This is a genomic window from Kitasatospora sp. SC0581 (assembly GCF_048159585.1).
In the GTDB taxonomy this organism is placed as follows: domain Bacteria; phylum Actinomycetota; class Actinomycetes; order Streptomycetales; family Streptomycetaceae; genus Kitasatospora.
Genome location: NZ_JBLRWA010000003.1, coordinates 631853 through 651909, shown reverse-complemented (window position 1 = coordinate 651909; position 20057 = coordinate 631853). Strand labels below are relative to the sequence as shown.

Below are 20057 nucleotides of genomic sequence, written 5' to 3'. Positions count from 1 at the left end.
CGTGGCGGGTGGTGCTGGTTACCGGTTACCGGTTGCCGGAGCGTCCGGTGGTGCTGCTCGGCGTGGCCGTCCCCCCAGAGGCCTTGCCGTTCTTCGTCGCAGCCTTGTCGTCGTGGCCGTTGCCGCCCTGACCGATGGTGCCAGCGAGGACATCCTTGCCGGGCACCGGGGTTCCGCTACCCGGGACCAGGGACGGAGCGGGCTTGCGGGTGGTGTCGCTCGGCCCCACCGGGACCGGGGTGGCGACACCCTGCGGCACGACCTTCTTGTCCGCCGGCGCCGGGGCCGGGACGGACTTGGCCGCGACGCCCGGCGCGACGGGGGCCGGGGCGGCCGGCGCGGACGGCAGCTGCAGGGTGACGCTGCTCTGCAGCGCGCCCGGGGACACCCAACCCGAGAGGGTACCGGCGTAGGACGAACCGAACCCGCCCGTTCCGATGGCCAGCTTCTGAGCGGTTCCGGTCGGCATGGTGGCCTGGACCTGAACGCCGGACGGCGCGTTGACGGTGACGGTGCTGCCGACCCGGTAGGCGGTGACCTGGCCGGAGGCGAGGGCGGTGTTCCAGGCCGCGCGGCGCTGGAACTCCTGGCCGATCTCGCGCTGGCTCAGGTTCACGATCGGGGCGCTGTCCGCGTGCAGCGAGCGGTAGGTGCCGAGGATCTTCTCCAGCACCGGGTACAGGATGCGGTCCTCGGACAGGTTCGACTGGTGCACGAAGTGCGGCCGCGGGTCGTTGCTCAGCACGTGGCCGAGGTCGATCCGGGCCTCCAGCGGCACGATGTACGACTGGTAGCCGGTGGTGGTGTCCAGCGGCTGGGGCAGGCAGGTGGAGTTGGCGTTGTTCTCGCAGACGCCGCTGCCGCCGTTGGCCTTGCTGGTGTAGATCCAGTTGTACTCGTCGGCCTCCTCCTTCGCCGTACCGGCGTTGTAGAAGACGTTCATCGGGTACCGCGGCACGGTCAGGGCGGCGCCGACGGGCCGCTGGCCGGTCTCGCGGGAGGCGTCGCTGGCGGTGAACTTGATGCCGTTGGCGGCCAGCGCCGGCGCCAGGTTCGGGTTGTCGCTGGTCTCCTGCGGGGCGGTCAGCAGGCCGGAGTGCTCGCCGGTGACCAGGGACTGCGGGTCGAAGCCCAGGCCGTTCGCGGTGGCCCAGTCGGCGTTGGTCTTGATCTGGGATGAGATGGTGTTCTGGTCGACCCAGACGGTGGCGCCCGCGGTGTTCTTGGCGCAGACCCACGGCACCACGGTGACGTTCTGCTCGCAGCCCAGGTACGGGTGGGTGTAGGTGTGGTTGACCCACCGGTAGTTGCTCTGGTCGGCGATCATCTGGTTCGCCGTGGGGTCCACCGTGGTCTGGTGGTCGGCCTTCCAGTCCTCGCTGCCGCCGCCGTTGAACACCATGTCCAGGGTGAAGTTGTTGGCGGCCTGCCACTGCTTGAGGTGGTTGGCGTCGTCGACGGTCATCCGGATCGGGTTGGCGGTGTCCGGGGTGCCGGGCGGGCAGGTGACGTCGCCGGGGGTGCACTTGAGCACGGTGTCCCAGCGGTCGTCGGCCAGGAAGACGTCGTCCACGTGGGTGGCGAAGTAGTTGCGGTCGTAGCCGAGGTGGACGCCCTGGGTGAGCCAGTCGACCATGCCGCGGGCCAGCAGCCGGTACTGCTGCTGGTACTGGTTGTAGACGAACGTGACGACCAGTTCCTTGCGGCCGTCGTGGGTGTACTCGCCGACCAGCGAACCGCGGCTGGCCGTGTTGGGTATCGGCGCGTCGACCAGCGGGACGAACGAGGCGCCGGCCGGCAGGCTGGCGAGCGGAGTGGCCAGGTAGCCGTAGCTCTCGCCGACGTTCGGGTCGTTGTCCTCGAACGGGACGCTGCCCTTGAGGTACCCGAACGGGCCCGAAGTTCCGGCCGCGGTGGTGGCGCCCTGGAATCCGTCGAGAGTGCCCACGAATCCGGGATTCTGGGCGTAGTTCAGCCCCACCGCCGGGTTGGCCCACGTGTACGCGTCGATCTGGCGGACGTTGAATGCGGCTTCGTAGGTCGCGATCGCCGTCATCTCGGTGGCACTGTTGGGGAAGGGGTTTTCGTTGGGCAGCACGATGCCCTGGAACTTCCCGCGGGGCTGGCCGTTCAGCGTGTCGCTCAGGAAAGCGGAGTTGATGACGGGGCGGTTGGGGTCATTGAGGCTGATGACCTTGTAGGGCGTGCCCTGGCTCTTCAACTCGGCGGTGATGGCAGCGACGGACGGGCCGCCGTCGTCGACGACCAGGACGGTGAGGTCGATCCTGGGCGGCGCCGCGTCGGCGTGGGCCAGGGTGGTCTGCAAGCCGCTGGCCAGCAGGACTGCCGCCGCGCACGCGGCGACTCTTCGGGTCGCTCGACCCATGGTGATCCTCCCCTTGGTGCAGGCGTCACGCTGCTCGGCGCTCGCCTGCCCGTGTAGCTGTTCGCGGGCAGCAGGCTGCCCGGGCCCATCCTGGTCGAGGGACGGTGGTGCGAGGGACCAATTGGGCGAGAGTGCAGCGAACCTGTTACCAACGTTCATGGCGAAGCCATGAAGGCGCTGATTGTGACCGGAACCGGACCGGCGGCGCAAATAGTGAATTGAAAATGAAAAACCGGAAGCTGACTGCTACACGTGGTTACCGACGGTGCGGCCCAGTGGGGCGGGCGGGACACCTACACTGTCGTCGTTGCGCATGACACTCTTGCACATCTCGCCGCCCAGTTGGGCAGGTTCATGCAATATCGGGCACGGCTGTGCCATGTGACAGTCCGAATATGCAATGGAGGTGCTCACATGGTCGATCAGCATACCGAGTCCGGGGGATTCCCGAGCGTACGGAATGCGTCACCGGAGGCGGGCGGAACGCCGCTGGTCGGACGCAGTCTCGGTTTGCGCGGTGCGCTGAATGCCCGTGATCTGGGCGGGTACCGGACGGCTGACGGGCGGATTCTCCGGCCCGGGGTGGCACTGCGCAGCGATGGCCTGAACCGTGTCACCGCCGAGGACCTCGGCCCGCTCGGCGCGCTCGGCCTGCATAGCGTGGTGGACCTGCGGAGCATGGCCGAAGTCCGCGAGACCGGTCTGGACCATCTGCCCGGCGGTGTGACGCTCCACCATCTCCCGCTGCTGGCACCGGACTTCGACATCGTCCTGCTGGTCCGCGACGCGCTGGCGGACCACGACCCGGAGCGCCAGCGGGCGCTGCTCGGCGACGGCCGGGCGGCCGCCCGGATGGCCGGCCTCTACCGGTGGTTCGTCACGGACCGGGTGGCGCGCGAGCGATTCGCCGCCCTGCTACGGCTGCTGGCGGATCCTCAGGGGCCGCCGCTGCTGTTCCACTGCTCGGCGGGCAAGGACCGCACCGGCTGGGCCGCGGCCCTCCTGCTGACCGCCCTGGGGGTGGACCGGGAGACCGTCCTGGCCGACTACCTGCTCACCAACGAGCGCTCCGCCCCGGTCGTACGGCGGGTGCTGGACGACTTCGGGGCCCGCGGCCTGATGCGCGAGCCCGAGCTGCTCCTGCCGGTCTTCCGCGCCGACGGCGGCTACCTGGACGCGGCCTTCGCCGAGGTCGCGGCCGGCTGGGGCGGCTTCGACGCCTACTGGCGGGACGGACTCGGACTGGACGGGGAGGTGCTGGCCGGGCTGCGCGCCAACCTGCTGGACGACCCGGGAGCCGAGCGGGGCGGCCCGGCTCCCGGCGGTCGGCTCAGCCCTCGTTGATCAGCCCCTCGCGCAGCTGGGTGAGCGTCCGGGTGAGCAGCCGCGAGACGTGCATCTGGGAGATCCCGATCTCCTCGCCGATCTGCGACTGGGTGAGGTTGCCGAAGAACCGCAGCATGATGATCCGGCGCTCGCGCGGCGGCAGCTTGGCCAGCAGCGGCTTGAGCGACTCCCGGTACTCGACGCCCTCCAGCGCGAGGTCCTCGTAGCCGAGCCGGTCGGCCAGCGGGCCGTCGCTGTCCTCCTCGCCGGTGCTGGAGTCGAGCGAGCTGGCGGTGTACGCGTTGCCGACCGCGAGGCCCTCGACCACGTCCTCCTCGCTGACCCCCAGGCAGGCCGCCAGCTCGGCGACGGTGGGGGAGCGGTCCAGCCGCTGGGAGAGCTCGTCGCCGGCCTTGGTGAGCGCCAGCCGCAGCTCCTGGAGCCGGCGCGGAACGCGGACCGACCAGCTGGTGTCCCGGAAGAAGCGCTTGATCTCGCCGACCACGGTGGGCATCGCGAAGGTGGGGAACTCCACCCCGCGCTCCGGGTCGAACCGGTCGATCGCCTTGATCAGGCCGATCGTGCCGACCTGGACGATGTCCTCCATCGGCTCGTTGCGGCTGCGGAAGCGCGCCGAGGCGTACCGGACCAGCGGCAGGTTGAGCTCGATCAGGGTGTCGCGGACGTAGGTGTGCTCGGCGCTGCCCGGGTCCAGCGCGGCCAGCCGCAGGAACAGCGAGCGGGAGAGCGTCCGGGTGTCCAGCACCGAGCCGGGCGGCGTCTCCGGTCCCGTGTCGGGGCCGGGCGGCCGGGCCGGTTCGACCCGCTGCCGCGGGACCAGGTCCTCGACGACGGCCGTGCCGTTGGCCTGGCCGCCAGCGTGGATCTCCGCAGTGCCCAGCTCTCCGGACATGCACCCACCCCCTTGTGACTGTCAGTTGAACGGGGGCCGTCGCGCGGTGGTTCCCGGCGAGGGCCTTCCCCCTGCATACCGGAACACGGTCCACGGCAAACCCGAACGTCGCAAGATGTCACGCCGGGGTAACTCGCTGCAATCTCACTCTTCCCAGGAGTTGCCGGTCCGAAGCCTGGTCAGGATCCGGGAGAGCAGCCGGGACACGTGCATCTGGGACATCCCCAGCTCGGTGCTGATCTGGGACTGGGTCAGGTTGGCGAAGAACCGCAGCATCACGATCCGCCGCTCCCGCTCGGGGAGCTGGACCAGCAGGTGGCGGACCATGTCCCGGTGCTCGACCTCGGCCAGCGCGGAGTCCTCGTAGCCGAGCCGGTCGAGCAGGGCGAGCCCGCCCTCGTGCTCCTGCGCGGCCTCCAGGGACGCCGCGTTGTACGCCCGCCCGGCGTCCAGGCAGGCCCGTACGTCCTCCTCGGGGATCCGCAGGCTGGCGGCGATCTCGGGCACCTTGGGCACCCGGCCGTGCAGCACCGTCAGCTCCTCCATCGCGCCGCTGACCTGGACCCACAGCTCCTGGAGCCGGCGCGGGACGTGCATGGTGCGGACGTTGTCCCGGAAGTAGCGCTTGATCTCGCCCAGGATGGTCGGCAGCGCGTAGGTGGGGAACTGGACGCCGCGGCCGGGGTCGAAGCGGTCGATCGCGTTGATCAGGCCGATGGTGCCGACCTGGACGACGTCCTCCATCGGCTCGCTGCGGCTGCGGAAGCGGGTGGCGGCGTAGCGGACCAGCGGGATGTTCACCTCGATCAGGGCGGCCCGGACCCGCTCCCGCTCGGGGGCGTCCGGGGGCAGCTCGGCGAGCCGTTCGAACAGCACCCGGGTCAGCGTCCGGACGTCCACGGCGGGGCGGCCGCCGGGGCCGCGCAGCCGGTCCGGTCGGAGCTCGCCGGCCGGGCTGGTGATCGCAGCCAGCACTTCGTCCACGGACACCTCACCCCTCCCAAAGTCGTCAACGGCGGGCCCTGCGGAGCGGGTGCCACGGCGGGTTCACGACCTCGCCATGTCCGGCAAAACCGGTCATAGCATCACAAGGTGGGCACAGGTCGGGCAAGCACCCGATGGAGGTGTGTTGGTGGGCCGTTCAACCTTTCCCGGGCCGGCCGGCGAACGGCCGCGCGGATCGTTCCGGGACGGAGCAAGGCGCCCCGCCCGGAAGCCGGACGGGGCGCCGCGGTCCGTCCGGGGGAAGCACCGGGGTCGGGCTTCGGGTGGTCCGGGTCGGACGGGTGGGGCCGGACGGGTGCTCAGACCTCGACGTCGGCGATCACCCAGGTGGCGAACTCGCGCCAGAGGCCGGCCGCGGCCTGGTGGTCCGGGTGGGTCAGGTAGGCCTGGAGGGCGTCGCGGTCCTCGACCAGGCTGTTGATCGCGTAGTCGTACGCGATGTCGCGCTCGGTGGTGTTCCAGCCGCACTCCCACTCGCGCAGCTCGGGGATCACCGAGCCGAGCGCGTCGAAGGCCTTGGCGCCGGCGAGCACGCGCTCTTCGTCCTTGCTGACGCCTTCGTTGAGCTTGAACAGGACCAGGTGGCGGATCACGATTGCCGCTCCTCGCGGACGGGGACAGAGGGTCCCGCTCACCGTAGCCGGTGCCAGGGGGCCGACCGCTACCCGAATGGGTGCGGGCCGTCCGTCACTTGATCAGACCGGTCATGAAGGTGCCGACGGCCTTGGCCGCGTTCGAGATCCCCTCGAAGCCGAGCTGGACCAGCTCGGCGGACCGGGAGGGTGAGGTGATGATCGAGTAGAGCACGAAGATGAGCAGGAGGGCCATGCCGATCTTCTTCGCCTGCGCCATCGGGTGACCTCTTCCTCCCAGCTGTGGGCCGCCGTCATCCGGTCCCCGAGCGGCCTGCAGGGGGCAGCTTATCCACCCGGACGGGCTATCAAGTGTGCGACGCGTTCGGCCGGCGGGACGAAGGTCCCCGCGAGTGGGGCCTTTCTCCGGATGCCCGCTCGCGGACCGGACGGCAGGATGGAAGACGTACCGAGGATCTGGCAGGAATCCCCGGTGCATGGATCCGGAGCTCCCCGCTGTGGGACCGGTCGCCGCGGCTTCCCCCCGACGCGGCGCCGGTTGTGGGACTCCGCCGGGGGAGCGGTCAGTCCCCCCGAACCGCTCCCCCTCCAGGCTCCGTACGGACCGGGCACCGGTGGTCATCGGCCCGGGGTACGGAGCCGTTCCCATGTCCGGGGCCGTTCCGGAGATGCCCCGCGGCTCCCGCGACGTGGGCGGACAAACGCCGAGGGCCCGTCCGGATCGGACGGGCCCTCGGGCTTTCGAGCGGTAGCGGTGGGATTCGAACCCACGGTGGAGTTGCCCCCACACACGCTTTCGAGGCGTGCTCCTTTGGCCGCTCGGACACGCTACCGAGAGGAACTCTACCGGAGGGGTGGCGCAGTCACGAAATCCGTATCACCGCGGTGCCCGGCGGGCCCTCAGCGGTGGGTGTCGAAGAAGGCGCGCAGCTGCGCGCCGCACTCCTCGGCGAGGACGCCCGGGATCACCTCGGGCCGGTGGTTGAGCCGGCGGTCGCGCATCACGTCGAAGAGCGAGCCGGCCGCGCCGGCCTTCTCGTCGAGGGCGCCGTAGACCACCCGGTCGATCCGGGAGAGCACGATGGCGCCGGCGCACATGGTGCACGGCTCCAGCGTGACGACCAGCGTGCAGCCGCTCAGCCGCCACTCCCCGGTCTTCTCCGCGGCCTGCCGGACCGCGACCACCTCGGCGTGCGCGGTCGGGTCGCCGACCGCCTCGCGCTCGTTGTGGCCGCGTCCGATCACCTCGCCGTCCGGGTCCAGGACGAGCGCCCCGACCGGTACGTCCCCGGTGGCCGGCGCCAGCGCGGCCTCGGCCATGGCGAGGCGCATCGGCGCCGCCCAGCGGTCGCGGACCGGGTCGGGGCGGACGGGGGCGGGCAGCGGGGGGACGTGCGGGACGGTCAGCGGAGTGGATGCGGGCTGCATGGCATCCAGTGTCGGGTATCCGGTGGTGGACACCGGCATGGCCGACGCCGCTACCGGACGGCCTCCAGGACCTCGCCGCAGCCCAGGGCCTCGGCGATCTCCTCCAGGGCGTCGCCCGGGACCGCGCCCTCGCCGCTGAGCGCCAGCAGCTCGTCGGCGGCGAGGCCGAACTCGGTGAGCAGGTGGGCGTCGCCGAGCGGGCCGACCGGGACGCCGCCGCGGGCGTCGGCGTCCTCCTCGTCCTGCTCCTCGGCCTCCTCGGCCTCGTCCAGCAGGTGGTCCAGGTCGCCGAACTCGCTCTCGCCGGCCTGGTCGACCAACTCGTCGGTGAGGACGGAGCCGTAGGAGCTGCGGGCGGCCGCGGCGCCGTCCGACACGAAGATCCGCGGGTCCTCCTCGCCGTCCACGCGGACGACGGCGAACCAGGCGTCCTCCTGTTCGATGAAGATCAGGACGCTGTCGTCGTCCTGGGCGGATCCGCGGGCCAGGTCGGCCAGATCGGCGAGGGTTTCGACGTCGTCGAGCTCCGTCTCGCTCACATCCCACCCGTCCTCGGTGCGAGCAAGCACTGCAGCGAAGTACGCCACCAGGGACACTCCCAAGATCATCGGTCTCGGCTGTCGGCGCGCACGGGCAACGCGGAAATCTGGCCGCCCCCGCGCCAGAGGCGGTCCGCTTGTTCGGACCGTCCCATCGGAATCGTGACAGAAAGCCCGCCCTTGCGGGGGGTGTTCTGCAGCGCGTCTTTGCAGGTCGTGTCGGAAGGACCGGGTGGCGGACGGCGAAGCCGGGCCGGGGCGGTCCGAGGCCGGTCGAAATTTGCTCCGAACGCCCGGCGGGGCCGTTCGGGTCCCTTCCCGGGGCCGTCCGGGTGTCGCGCCGGACGGGCGCCAGGGTGGCATCAGGGTGGTCCGGGGGTGCCACCCGAGGCGGTTCCCGAGGCGGTTCCGGGGGCGGTCCCGGGCCCGGTCAGATCCGGAAGGTCCGCATCCGCATCGCCTCGCGCATCCGCCGCTCCTTGGTCCGCCGCGGCTGGACCCGCTCCCGCAGCTCGCGCGCCTCGGTGAGCTCGCGCAGGAAGACGGCCCGCCGCTTGCGGCGCTCCGCTTCCGTCTCGGGGTGGTCGTACGGCGGGCCCGGGCTCCGGCCCACCCCGTCGACGGGCTCGTCCATCGAGCCGTCCCCAGGGTTCGGGTTGCTCGTCATAAGAGGTGACATTCCCAGAACGGCCCGGTTGATACCACAGGAGGCACTTCCGTCCGGACGACCGCGCCGGGTCACGGCGGGTCACGGGAGCGTCACCCGGACCGGCGCCCCGGTGGGCACGGCGAGTCGTACACCCGTCCAGGACCGGGCTAACCTCGATACATGCGTCTCCACGTTGTTGACCACCCCCTGGTCGCCCACAAGCTCTCCACCCTGCGCGACGAGCGCACCGACTCGCCGACCTTCCGTCGCCTGACCGACGAGCTGGTGACCCTCCTCGCCTACGAGGCCACCCGGGACGTCCGCACCGACGAGGTGGAGATCACCACCCCCGTGGCGGTCACGCTGGGTACCCGCCTCAGCTACCCGCGCCCGCTGGTGGTCCCGATCCTGCGGGCCGGCCTCGGCATGCTGGACGGGATGACCCGGCTGCTGCCGACCGCCGAGGTGGGTTTCCTCGGCATGGTCCGCAACGAGGAGACCCTGGAGGCCTCCACCTACGCCACCCGGATGCCGGACGACCTCTCCGGCCGCCAGGTCTACGTGCTCGACCCGATGCTGGCCACCGGCGGCACCCTGGTCGCCGCGATCAGGATGCTGATCGAGCGCGGTGCCACCGACGTCACCGCCGTGGTGCTGCTGGCCGCCCCCGAGGGCGTCGAGGTGATGGAGCGGGAGCTGGCAGGCCTGCCGGTCACCGTCGTCACCGCCGCCGTGGACGAGCGGCTCAACGAGAACGGCTACATCGTCCCGGGCCTCGGCGACGCGGGCGACCGGCTGTACGGCACGGCCGGCTGAGCCTCCCCACCCGAACCACCGAACACCGAGAGCCCCCGGCACTGCGTCTGCCGGGGGCTCTCGGTGTTCGGTGGTGCCGCGCGTCCGGTCGGTGCCGTCTCAGCAGCTGCCGGTGGCGGTCGGGGCGGGGGAGGGCTTGGTGGCCAGCGCGAGGGCGGCGGCCGCCTGGGTCTCGTCCAGCAGGGCGTTGTAGCTGTCGCCGATCACGAAGTCCACGGTGGTGTCGGTGCGGGCGTCGGCGGTGACGGCGGCCCCGGCGATCTGCGAGCCGACCAGGGTGCCCGCGCCGGCGCCGGCCGGACCGGCGATCACCTGGGCGGTGCCGGGCACCTTCTTGTCCAGCTCGGCCGGGGCGTTGCCGACCTTGCCGATGACGAAGCCGCGCTTCTTGAACTCCTCGGCCGTCCGGCCGGCCAGCCCGGCCTTGGTGGTGGCGTTGTAGACGTTCACGGTGACGGCGGAGGCCTGCGGGACGGCGTGCGGGTCGCCCTGCGCGGCGGCGGGCGCACCGGAGGCGGCGGGGGTGCCCGGGGCGGCCCCCGGCGTCGGGGCGGCCAGCGGCTTGCCGGACGGGTCCGCGCAGGCCTGGGCCGAGGCGTTCTTGTTCCTGCCGGTGAAGATGTCGTACAGCTGCACGCCGCCGAGCGCGACCAGGGCCAGGGCGAGCAGGCCGGCGAGTGCGGCGATCACCTTGCGGCTCTTCTTCGGAGGCCGGCCCAGGCGCGGGTAGGTGTTGCCGGTGACGCGGTACTGCTTCCCCTTGAGGCCTTGGGGAGTCAACATGCTCACGGTTTGTCTCCCCCTCGTACCAGGGCGGGGTCGGGATGACGGATCGGCCGGGTGGGGGCTTCCCCCGGTGCGGGCGGAATCCCCTGGTCGCGGCCGTAGTCAGCAGCGTAGTGCCGGACAGCCTCGAAGGTACTAAACGATCATCATCTGGCGTACCCCGGTACCCGAAAGGGGGTACCGGGGTACGCGCGGACCGCCCTCCGCCGGGTGGCGAGGGGGCGGTCCGGAAAGCCCGTGGGGGTCCGACGGCCCGGTCGGGGGTCCGTCACTCCATTTCGAGGACGCGGGCGTGCAGCACCTGGCGCTGCTGCAACGCCGCCCGGACGGCCCGGTGCAGGCCGTCCTCCAGGTAGAGGTCGCCGTGCCACTTCACCACGTGGGCGAAGAGGTCCCCGTAGAACGTCGAGTCCTCGGCCAGGAGGGTTTCGAGGTCGAGTTGGCCCTTGGTGGTCACCAGCTGGTCGAGTCGCACCGGGCGCGGGGCGACGTCAGCCCACTGGCGGGTGCTCGTCCGGCCGTGATCCGGGTACGGCCGCCCATTGCCGATGCGCTTGAAGATCACACGGAAAGCCTACCGTTCGGACGGCGGATGGCGCAGCAGCCGAGGCTCCGCCACGCGCGCCGGTGTGAACTGCGCATGGACGAATGCCGCTGTTTGATGGGAAATGTCGCGAACATCGCCCGGTGCCGATCGGGTTCCGTGCCGATGCCGAAGCGTTCCGAAGCGTTCCGATCCGCTCAGGAGTGTGCACCGATGGACTCCGACCTCACCCCGCAGGCCGTCCGGGAGATCGCCGCCGGGTACGCCTTCACCGGCCCTGCCCTCGACCTCGGCGCGGTGCTGCTGGACGGCACCGCGTACCCGGACGCCCAGGTGCGCATCCCGCTGGGCGTGCTCAACCGGCACGGGCTGGTCGCCGGGGCCACCGGCACCGGCAAGACCAAGACCCTCCAGCTGATCGCCGAACAGCTCTCCGCGCAGGGCGTGCCGGTGTTCCTGGCCGACATCAAGGGGGACGTCTCCGGTGTCGCCGCGCCCGGGACGCCGAGCGAGCGGACCGGTGCCCGGGCCGCCGAGGTCGGGCAGCAGTGGGAGCCGCGCGGCTGCCCCGCCGAGTTCTACGCGCTCGGCGGACAGGGCGCGGGCATCCCGATCCGGGCCACCGTCACCAGCTTCGGGCCGCTGCTGCTGGCCAAGGTGCTCGACCTGAACGAGACCCAGGAGTCCTCGCTCACCCTGGTGTTCCACTACGCCGACGCCAAGGGCCTGGAGCTCTACGACCTCAAGGACCTCACCGCGGTGATCGCCTTCCTCGCCTCGCCCGAGGGCAAGGAGGAGCTGCGGACCATCGGCGGGCTCTCGGCGGCCACCGCCGGGGTGATCCTGCGGGCGCTCACCGTGCTGGAGAACGAGGGCGCCGGGGCGTTCTTCGGCGAGCCCGAGTTCGACACCGCCGAACTGCTGCGGACGGCCCCGGACGGCCGGGGCGTGGTCTCGGTGCTGGAACTGCCCGCCGTACAGGACCGGCCGCGGCTGTTCTCCACCTTCCTGATGTGGCTGCTCGCCGACCTCTACCAGGAGCTGCCCGAGGTGGGCGACCCGGACAAGCCCAAGCTGGTGTTCTTCTTCGACGAGGCGCACCTGCTGTTCAAGGGCGCCTCCAAGGCCTTCCTGGAGGCGATCACCCAGACCGTGCGGCTGATCCGCTCCAAGGGCGTCGGCATCTTCTTCGTGACCCAGACGCCGCGGGACGTCCCGTCCGACGTGCTGGCGCAGTTGGGCAACCGGGTGCAGCACGCGCTGCGCGCCTTCACCCCCGACGACGCCAAGGCGCTGAAGGCCACCGTCTCGACCTTCCCGCGCTCCTCGTACGACCTCGGCGCGGTGCTGACCTCGCTGGGCACCGGCGAGGCCGTGGTCACCGTCCTCTCCGAGAAGGGCGCGCCGACCCCGGTCGCGGCGACCAGGCTGCGGGCGCCGCAGTCGCTGATGGGGCCGATCGAGGCGGCGGACCTGCGGGCGGTGGTGGACGCCTCGCCGCTGACGGCGCGCTACCGGGACGCGATCGACCGGGAGTCGGCGTACGAGAAGCTGGCGGCGCGCGCCCCCCGGCCGGAGGCGGCGCCGGCCGGGCCTCCCGCGTCGGCTCCTCCCGAGCCGGCGGCGCGGCGGGAGGAGCGGGAGGGGAAGGCGCGGGAGCAGGCGGGCGTGGGCGGGCTGCTCGGGTCGCTGCTGAACAACCCGAGCGTCAAGTCCTTCGCGCGCTCGGCCGGGAAGCAGCTCGGGCAGGAGATCTCGCGCAGCCTGTTCGGGACGTCCAAGCGGCGGCGGTGACCGGTTCCGGGGCGGGCGGCGGCCGGCCTCAGGAGGAGAGCGCGGCGCCGATCCGGTCCAGGGAGGACAGCCGCATCAGGCCGTAGTGGTAGAACTCGACCTCGGGGACGCCGAGTTCGCGCAGGGTGGCGATCTTGGCGGCGAGGTTCTCCGGGCCGTCGCAGTCGGAGGACATCGGGCGCAGGATCACCGCCATGGACTTCGGGTGGACGCCGTGCAGGGCGAAGGCGGCGAGCTTCTCCCGGACGGCCTCCGGGGTCTTCGCGTAGCCGAGGGTCTCGATCTGGTCGGCGGCTCCGGCGAGGGCGGGCAGGTCGATGCCGGCCAGCCAGCCGGTGCCCGGGCCGCCGCCGTCCATGAAGCTCAGCCGCATGCCGTGCCGGCGGGCCTGCTCGGAGAGGTCGGCGGCCAGCGAGGTGACGGTGGCGGCGGAGGCGTCCACGTAGGCGGCGAAGGCGCCGTCGGCGAGGGCGCTGAGGTCGGCGGGCCGGGCGGCGGCGGACTCGTCGGCCAGCCGGTGGCGCAGCTCGGCGCGGACCGCCTCGGCCACCTCCTCGGCCGGGACCCCGGCGGCGGTGGCGGCGGCGCGGCAGTGCGGGCAGAAGCAGACCCCGAGCAGGGCCTCGGCGGTCGGGCCCAGCTCCTCGAAGTAGCGCTCGTGGTGGTAGCCGTGGCGCAGCCCGTGGAAGTGCAGGGACTCGGCGCGGACCGCGTCCACGCCGTACCGGGCCAGCTCGGCCACCAGGGTCAGCGCGTACTCCCGGACCTCCGGGTTCGCCGGGCAGAGCTCGGTGAGGTGGCGGTCGCCGAAGGCGTTGGCCGGGGCGCAGTCGGGGTGGGCGAAGCCGAGCCGGTCGTTGTGGCAGAAGACCGTCCAGGCGTGCAGCTTCAGGCCGCGGCGGCGGGCCTCCTCGCCGGCCTCGGCGAAGGGGTCGCGGTCGCCGATCGCGGTGGACGGCGCCGGGGCCAGCCGGCGGCCCCGCCAGGCGGCCGGGTCGGGGCGGAAGTACGCCGCGCCCGGCTCCAGGTAGCGGACCACCCGGCGGGGGTTGTGCGGGAAGACGTCGCGGGCCTCGTGGTAGACGGAGGCGAGGGTGACGCCGCCGACCCCGGCGCGGTCGGTGAGGTTGCCGAAGAAGGTGTCGGCGCCCTCGTCGAGCAGGTCGGTGGCGAAGGCGAGGACGGACGACTCCACGGTGCGGCTCCGGAGCTGGGGGAGGGTGAGCCGTCCACGCTAGCCGCAGGGGTGGGATTGGTCTATACCTGATGGCCCGGGTGGGCTACCGGGCCGACAGCCGCCGGGCCGGGGGCTACAGGCCCAGGTCGTCCAGCTGCTTGAGCAGGGCGGATCCGGGGCTGTCTGGGGCGGCGGCGGGCTTCGGGGCCCGCTGCTCGGCCGGCCGGCTGCGGAGCAGGAAGGCGGCGGCCAGCCCGCCGATCAGTCCGCCCAGGTGGCCCAGCCAGCTGACGCCCGGGGTGACCGGCAGCACGCCGATCAGGATGGTCGAGTAGACCGCCGCGATGACGATGCCGACCGCCGCGTCCAGCACGTTGCGGTCCAGGACGCCGCGCAGCACCACGTAGCCGAGGTAGCCGTAGACCAGGCCGCTCGCCCCGGCCGTCACGGTGTTTGGGCTCTCCAGCAGCCAGACCAGCAGCCCGTCGGACATCGTGATCACCAGGCTGGCCAGCAGGAACTTCTTCATGCCCCGGTAGGCGGACAGGAAGCCGAGCAGGAACAGCGGCCAGGCATTGGCCGCGATGTGGTCCCAACTGAAGTGCAGGAACGGCGAGGTGAAGATCTCCGGCAGGTCGCCGATCCGCTCCGAGCGCAGGCCGAACTCCTGCGACAGCCCGTAGTCGTCCAGCCAGTTGACCACCTGGACGGACCAGATGACGGCCTGGAGGCCGATCATGGTGAACAGCGCGTCGCGCGAGTCGGAGAGCAGACGGGTCATTCTGGAGGCCATGCCGTCGACTCTAGGGGCGGCGGGATCGCACACGCACCCGATTACGGCGAGCCGTTTAGAGTGACCTGTGTCATTCCGACCGTGAGAGGTGACCAGCCCATGAGCAAGCGCGCGCCGCTGCCGTACGAGTTCCTTCCGCAGGTGCCGTCCTTCCCGCTGAGCAGCGAGGACATCACCGAAGGCGGCACGCTGGGCCCGGAGTTCGTCCACGCCGACGGCAACCTCTCGCCGCAGCTGGCCTGGTCGGGCCTGCCGGAGGGCACCCGGAGCATCGCGGTCACCTGCTACGACCCGGACGCGCCGACCGGCTCCGGCTGGTGGCACTGGCTCGCCCTGAACCTGCCCGCCGACACCTCCGGCCTGCCGCGCGGCGCCGGCTCCTCGGACGCCGGCCTGCCCGGCGAGGCCTCCTTCCACGGCCGCAACGACTTCCCGGGCAACCGGTACGACGGCGCCGCCCCGCCGCCCGGCGCCCCGCACCGCTACGTCTTCGCGGTGCACGCGCTGGACGTGGAGAAGCTGGACGTCGCCGCCGACACCCCGCCGGCCCAGGTGGGCTTCAACCTCACCTTCCACACCCTGGGCCGGGCGCTGCTGACCGCCGAGTACGGGGTCTGAGCGGGGCCCGATCGATGTCGATACCGGTGTCCGACCGTCCGGTCGAGGTCTGGCGGCTGCCCGCGGAGGACGTCCGGGCCGGCCACCGGGCCCTGACCTGGACGGTCGGGCCGCAGGGGGAGCTGGCCGTCCTGGTGGTGCCGGAGCGGTACGCGGCACCGGCCGGTTCGTGGCCGTGCGCCCGGCTGCCGTTCGACGGCGAGGTGGTGGTGCGCGGCCCGCGGGGCGAGTGGCGGGTGCCGCTCACCGGGGTCGGGGTCCCGCCGGACTTCCTGGCGCTGCTGCCGGGCGGCCGGGTGCTGCTGGTCGGAGGCAGGGCCGAGGAGTCGGCGGACGGCTGGGAGCGCAACGGCCAGGTCTTCGGGCCGGACGGCCGGCTGACCCGGGAGCTGCAACTCGGCGACGCCGTCCAGGCGTTGACCACCGACCGGGACGGCCGGATCTGGCTCGCCTTCGGGGACGAGGGCAACTACGGGGACAACCCGCTCGGCCAGTACGGCCTGCTCGGGCTGGACACCGCCGGACGGATCGTCTGGCGGCCGGACTTCGGGCAGCTGGGCGACCAGCCGCTGGAGGGCCTCGCCGCCGCCACCGAGGGACGGCGGGCCTGGCTGGCCTGGTACGGGGACAGGAGCCACCTCACCGGGATCGACCCGGGCGGGGGCGAGCCCGTCGTCATGCGGCTGCCGGCCCGCCAGCCGGTGGGCTTCGCGATCGCCGGGGACCGGGCCGTGTTCCTCCAGCCCGGCGGCGAGCTGATCCGGTGCGAACGGGAGAGCCGGAAGGGCTGGCGGGAGGTGCGCCGCGAGCGGGTCGGCGTCCCCGGCGGCCTCGACCGGGGGCGCGCGCACGGCCGGGACGGGGCGCTCTGGTTCCGCTCCGGCAACGGCTGGTTCCGGGTCGAGGCCTAGGTTCCGGCCCTCAGGTCGCGGCCTCAGGTGCCGGCCTTCAGGGCGGGGCCTGGGGTCCGAGCCTCCGGGCCGGCCGCGTGGTGGGCGCGGTCGGCGAGCCGGCGCAGGTGCTCGCGCAGCGCCGGCGGCTCGTGCACCTCGAAGGGGCAGTCCAGCGACAGCAGCCGCATCGCCGTCCACTCCAGCGAGTCGGAACGGGAGCGGAGCCGGCAGCTGTGCCCGTCGATCGGTTCGACCTCGGAGTCGCCCGGCCGGAGGCTGTCGCGGACCCGCTCGGCGGGGGCGTGCACGGTGGCGACCACGGTGCCGCTCGGTGACGGGCGGCGCAGCTTGCCCGCCACGTACGCGGCGGCGTCCTCGGCGGGGAGCGGGCGCGGGGTGAAGCGGACGCCGGTGGCGGCCGGGCCGCTCAGCCGGTCGACCCGGAACAGCCGCCAGTCCGCGCGGTCCAGGTCGTAGCCGACCAGGTACCAGCGGCGGCCGACCGAGACCAGCCGCTCGGGCTCGACCTGCCGACTGGTCTCGGCGCCGTCGTACGCCCGGTAGCCGAAGCGCAGCCGCTCCCGGGCGGTGACGGCGCGGGCGAGCACGGTGAGGTCCTCCGGGTCGACGGTCGGGCCGTCCCCGGCGAGCAGCGGCACGGTCGCGGAGTTGAGCGTCCCGACCTGGTGCCGCAGTCGGCCCGGCAGCACCTGGAGCAGCTTGCCGAGCGCCCGTACCGAGGCCTCCTCGATGCCGACCACGGCGTGCCCGGCCGCCGCGCGGAGCCCGACCGCGATGGCCACCGCCTCCTCGTCGTCCAGCAGCAGCGGGGGCATCGCGGTGCCCGCGACCAGCCGGTAGCCGCCCTCCGCGCCCATGCTGGCCCGCACCGGGTAGCCGAGCTCGCGCAGCCGGTCGATGTCGCGCCGGATGGTGCGGGGGCTGACGCCGAGCCGTTCGGCGAGCTCGCTGCCGGGCCACTCGCGCGGGGTCTGGAGCAGCGAGAGGAGGTTCAACAGCCGTGCCGGGGTGTCGCTCATGTGCGCCTCTCGATGCTTCGCTCGCTCGTGCCGTCGCTCGTGCCGTCCAGAATGCCGGACCAACTGGGACAGATTCTGACCTAGATGCCCGCTACTGTCGTGGACGTGGAAAAGGTAGAGGAGTACGGAATGGGCACCGCGGCAGCGGAGCGCCGGAGGTGGATCGCGCTGACGATCGTGATGGTCGCCTCCTTCATGGACCTGGTGGACGTGACCATCGTCAACATCGCCATCCCGAGCATCCAGCAGGACACCGGCGCCTCGTTCAGCGCCGTCCAGTGGGTCACCGGGGGCTACGCGCTGGCCTTCGCGATCGGGCTGATCACCGGCGGCCGGCTGGGTGACATCCACGGCCGCAAGCGGGTGTTCCTGATCGGGATCGGCGGCTTCACGCTGGCCTCGGCGCTGTGCGGGCTGGCCTCCAGCCCCGAGATGCTGATCGCGACCCGGGTGCTCCAGGGCGGCACGGCCGCGCTGATGGTGCCGCAGGTGCTGTCGATCATCCACGCGACCTTCCCGGCGGAGGAGCGCGGCAAGGTGTTCGGCCTGTTCGGCGCGGTGGTCGGGCTGGGCGCGGTCTCCGGTCCGATGATCGGTGCGCTGCTCACCGAGTGGGACCTGTTCGGCCTGGCCTGGCGGCCGATCTTCCTGATCAACCTGCCGGTCGGCATCGCCGGACTGCTGCTGGGCCGCCGCTTCATCGACGAGTCCAAGGCCGACCAGGCGCTGAAGCTGGACCTGGTGGGCGTGGCGCTGGCCAGCCTCGGCCTGCTGATGCTGATCTACCCGCTGACGCACGGCCGGGAGGCCGGCTGGCCGCTGTGGGGCTACCTGTCGATGGCCGGGAGCCTGCCGGTGTTCGCGCTGTTCGTGGCGTACGAGAAGGTCAAGACGCGGCGGGACGGCTCTCCCCTGGTGGAGCTGGCGCTGTTCCGGGTGAAGTCCTTCGCGGCCGGGATCTGCGTGCAGCTGGCCTTCGGCGTGGCACTCGGCATCTACTTCCTGGTCTGGACCCTCTACATGCAGATCGGGCTGGGCTGGAGCCCGCTCAAGGCCGGCGCGACCGGCATCCCGTTCTCGATCGCGGTCTCCACGGCGGCCGGACTGTCGGTGCAGAAGCTGGTGCCGCGGTTCGGGCGGAAGGTGCTGCAGACCGGCGCGCTGGTGATGGCGGCGGGCGTGCTCGTCTACATCTGGGAGGCGGACCGGTACGGGACGACGATCACCGCCTGGCAGATGGCGCTGCCGCTGGTGGTGATGGGCCTCGGGATGGGGCTGATCGTCGCGCCGATCACCGACGCGGTGCTGGCCGAGGTGCCGCGTGAGCACGCCGGTTCGGCGTCCGGGCTGATCAACACCGTGCAGCAGGTGGGCAACGCGCTCGGGCTCGGCCTGGTGTCGGTGGCCTTCTTCGGGGCGATGGACGACGTGGTCGCGCCGGAGGCGGTCGGGACGGCGTTCGGCGGGGCCTTCGTGCACGCGATGTGGTGGGTCGCCGGGGTGCTGCTCGCGGTCTTCCTGCTGATGTTCGCGCTGCCGCGGCGGCGCAAGGCGCTCGGGGCGGTGGCCGGTTCCGGGGGCGCGGGTGGCTCCGCGGACGGTTCCACCGCGGAGCAGCAGGCGCCCGTCGTGGCCTGACGGAGCGCTCCCGTTCACGGGCCCGGTCGCGCGGCGCGGCCGGGGCCCGCGTCGCGCTCTGGGCGGGGCCGGCCCCGGTACGGCCGGCCGGGTGGGTCAGCGGGTGCTCAGCGCACACCGGTCGGGGTGGGGGCGGCGGACGCGCGGGTGGTGGTGCGCGGCTTGGCGGCGGCCTTGGCCTCCTTCGCGGCGCGCTTCACCTCCTGCTTGAACTCCCGCACCAGGGTGAGCGATTCGGGGCCGGTGATGTCGGCCACCGAGCGGTGCGCGCCCTCCTCGCCGTACACCCCGGCCGCCTCGCGCCAGCCCTCCGGCCGTACCCCGTACTGCTTGCCGAGCAGGGCCAGGAAGATCTGCGACTTCTGCTTGCCGAAGCCGGGCAGGGCGTTGAGCCGGCTGAGCAGCTCCTTGCCGGTGCGGACGTTCTTCCACAGCGCGGCCGCGTCGCCGTCGTACTGCGCGACGAGGAACTGGCAGAGCTGCTGCACCCGTTTGGCCATCGCGGCCGGGTAGCGGTGGACCGCCGGTTTGGCGGAGAGGAGCGCGACGAACTCCTCCGGGTTGTAGGTGGCGATCTCGTGGGCGTCCAGGTCGTCGTGGCCGAGGCGCTGGGCGATGGTCAGCGGGCCGGTGAACGCCCACTCCATCGGGACCTGCTGGTCCAGCAGCATGCCGACGAGTGCGGCGAGCGCGCTGCGTCCGAGCAGTTCGTCGGCCTCGGGCTGCTGTGCGAGCCGGACGGTGACGTTCATGGGCTTGCCCTCCTCGGAGTTGACGTCGGGTCGGCGCCCAGTCTGGTGGAAGCGGCGTTGGCGTACGCGGTCAACACGCCCGTAGCCGGGGAAGTCTTGTCTGTTCAAGGCCTTGCCAGAGCTGCATTGTTCGTTGGCGGAGCGGTTGCCGGGGGTGCCGGCGGGGGCGCGAGGGATATTTTTTGCCCGCGCCTGTCGCATCCGCCGGGGGTCCAGGGTCGGGGGCGGTGCGGCGTCCGTGGGGCGGCGGGCGCGGGGGCGTGGGGGGTTGGGGAGGGCGCTCGGCCGGGTGGGTGGTTCTGGACGGGGGGAACGAGTCATTTCATATGACTGTTTCTGTTGTGACGGTGCGGCGAGCTGACGGCGG

General features: G+C 72.4%; 20 protein-coding genes and 1 tRNA gene. 6 read left to right on the top strand and 15 right to left on the bottom strand.

All coding sequences use genetic code 11. The features are described from left to right. Positions 1-25: 25 nt before the first annotated feature. Entirely contained in the window at positions 26-2386 is a 2361-nt protein-coding gene (locus tag ACLWS4_RS09190) for a hypothetical protein (RefSeq protein WP_416873742.1), read from the bottom strand. A 354-nt stretch (positions 2387-2740) separates the two neighbouring features. On the opposite strand from ACLWS4_RS09190, the gene ACLWS4_RS09185 reads away from it, so the two are divergent. Beyond that, positions 2741-3730, top strand: coding sequence for a tyrosine-protein phosphatase (locus ACLWS4_RS09185; RefSeq protein ID WP_082345351.1), 990 nt, complete (start codon positions 2741-2743; stop codon positions 3728-3730). Here ACLWS4_RS09185 and ACLWS4_RS09180 read toward each other — a convergent pair. The 8 genes from ACLWS4_RS09180 to ACLWS4_RS09145 form a co-directional block, all read right to left on the bottom strand. Next, entirely contained in the window at positions 3717-4625 is a 909-nt protein-coding gene (locus tag ACLWS4_RS09180; protein WP_049650154.1) for an RNA polymerase sigma factor SigF, read from the bottom strand. The two genes, ACLWS4_RS09185 and ACLWS4_RS09180, sit on opposite strands and share 14 nt — an antisense overlap. A 144-nt stretch (positions 4626-4769) precedes the next feature. Next, positions 4770-5615, bottom strand: coding sequence for an RNA polymerase sigma factor SigF (locus ACLWS4_RS09175; RefSeq protein WP_375876738.1), 846 nt, complete (start codon positions 5613-5615; stop codon positions 4770-4772). 314 nt (positions 5616-5929) lie between these two features. Then, a complete protein-coding gene (locus tag ACLWS4_RS09170; protein WP_049650156.1) occupies positions 5930-6223 on the bottom strand; it encodes a Dabb family protein in 294 nt (97 codons plus the stop codon). 94 nt (positions 6224-6317) lie between these two features. Beyond that, positions 6318-6482, bottom strand: coding sequence for a hypothetical protein (locus tag ACLWS4_RS09165; protein WP_181970620.1), 165 nt, complete (start codon positions 6480-6482; stop codon positions 6318-6320). A gap of 487 nt (positions 6483-6969) precedes the next feature. Further along, positions 6970-7056 (bottom strand) — tRNA-Ser (locus ACLWS4_RS09160). Between the two features lie 67 nt (positions 7057-7123). Further along, positions 7124-7651: a tRNA adenosine(34) deaminase TadA gene (tadA, locus tag ACLWS4_RS09155; RefSeq protein WP_416873741.1), complete on the bottom strand. Its 528-nt coding sequence runs from the start codon at positions 7649-7651 to the stop codon at positions 7124-7126. A gap of 50 nt (positions 7652-7701) precedes the next feature. Further along, complete coding sequence (locus ACLWS4_RS09150) at positions 7702-8259, bottom strand: tRNA adenosine deaminase-associated protein (RefSeq protein WP_049650157.1); 558 nt, start codon at positions 8257-8259, stop codon at positions 7702-7704. A gap of 361 nt (positions 8260-8620) precedes the next feature. Continuing rightward, positions 8621-8824, bottom strand: coding sequence for a hypothetical protein (locus tag ACLWS4_RS09145; protein ID WP_049650158.1), 204 nt, complete (start codon positions 8822-8824; stop codon positions 8621-8623). A 195-nt stretch (positions 8825-9019) separates the two neighbouring features. Here ACLWS4_RS09145 and upp point away from each other — a divergent pair, with 195 nt between their 5' ends. Continuing rightward, the gene (upp, locus tag ACLWS4_RS09140) at positions 9020-9655 is read left to right on the top strand and encodes a uracil phosphoribosyltransferase (RefSeq protein WP_049650159.1); all 636 of its coding nucleotides are present in this window, start codon (positions 9020-9022) and stop codon (positions 9653-9655) included. Positions 9656-9754: 99 nt separating this feature from the next. On the opposite strand, the gene ACLWS4_RS09135 is transcribed toward upp, so the two are convergent. Next, on the bottom strand, positions 9755-10438 hold the full coding sequence (locus tag ACLWS4_RS09135; protein WP_049650160.1) for a LytR C-terminal domain-containing protein: 684 nt from the start codon (positions 10436-10438) through the stop codon (positions 9755-9757). Between the two features lie 271 nt (positions 10439-10709). Beyond that, positions 10710-11006, bottom strand: a complete 297-nt coding sequence (locus ACLWS4_RS09130) for a type II toxin-antitoxin system VapB family antitoxin (RefSeq protein WP_030061387.1) — start codon at positions 11004-11006, stop codon at positions 10710-10712. A 192-nt stretch (positions 11007-11198) separates the two neighbouring features. Here ACLWS4_RS09130 and ACLWS4_RS09125 point away from each other — a divergent pair, with 192 nt between their 5' ends. Then, complete coding sequence (locus ACLWS4_RS09125; protein WP_074001822.1) at positions 11199-12779, top strand: helicase HerA-like domain-containing protein; 1581 nt, start codon at positions 11199-11201, stop codon at positions 12777-12779. A 28-nt stretch (positions 12780-12807) separates the two neighbouring features. Here the strand turns inward: ACLWS4_RS09125 and ACLWS4_RS09120 are convergent, their stop codons facing one another. Together ACLWS4_RS09120 and ACLWS4_RS09115 are read right to left on the bottom strand one after the other, a co-directional pair. Continuing rightward, the gene (locus ACLWS4_RS09120; protein ID WP_074001821.1) at positions 12808-13974 is read right to left on the bottom strand and encodes a hypothetical protein; all 1167 of its coding nucleotides are present in this window, start codon (positions 13972-13974) and stop codon (positions 12808-12810) included. 115 nt (positions 13975-14089) lie between these two features. Further along, positions 14090-14749, bottom strand: coding sequence for a rhomboid family intramembrane serine protease (locus ACLWS4_RS09115; RefSeq protein ID WP_416873740.1), 660 nt, complete (start codon positions 14747-14749; stop codon positions 14090-14092). A 99-nt stretch (positions 14750-14848) separates the two neighbouring features. Between ACLWS4_RS09115 and ACLWS4_RS09110 the strand changes: the two genes are divergently transcribed. Both ACLWS4_RS09110 and ACLWS4_RS09105 read left to right on the top strand, forming a co-directional pair. Then, a complete protein-coding gene (locus ACLWS4_RS09110; RefSeq protein WP_416873739.1) occupies positions 14849-15367 on the top strand; it encodes a YbhB/YbcL family Raf kinase inhibitor-like protein in 519 nt (172 codons plus the stop codon). Between the two features lie 26 nt (positions 15368-15393). Continuing rightward, positions 15394-16278, top strand: a complete 885-nt coding sequence (locus tag ACLWS4_RS09105; RefSeq protein ID WP_416873738.1) for a hypothetical protein — start codon at positions 15394-15396, stop codon at positions 16276-16278. Positions 16279-16301: 23 nt separating this feature from the next. Here the strand turns inward: ACLWS4_RS09105 and ACLWS4_RS09100 are convergent, their stop codons facing one another. After that, a complete protein-coding gene (locus ACLWS4_RS09100) occupies positions 16302-17300 on the bottom strand; it encodes a helix-turn-helix transcriptional regulator (RefSeq protein WP_380779886.1) in 999 nt (332 codons plus the stop codon). A 129-nt stretch (positions 17301-17429) separates the two neighbouring features. Between ACLWS4_RS09100 and ACLWS4_RS09095 the strand changes: the two genes are divergently transcribed. Then, the gene (locus tag ACLWS4_RS09095; protein WP_375876733.1) at positions 17430-18938 is read left to right on the top strand and encodes an MFS transporter; all 1509 of its coding nucleotides are present in this window, start codon (positions 17430-17432) and stop codon (positions 18936-18938) included. Between the two features lie 107 nt (positions 18939-19045). Here ACLWS4_RS09095 and ACLWS4_RS09090 read toward each other — a convergent pair whose 3' ends face one another. Further along, positions 19046-19690, bottom strand: a complete 645-nt coding sequence (locus tag ACLWS4_RS09090) for an HhH-GPD-type base excision DNA repair protein (protein ID WP_049660490.1) — start codon at positions 19688-19690, stop codon at positions 19046-19048. Positions 19691-20057 lie beyond the last annotated feature (367 nt).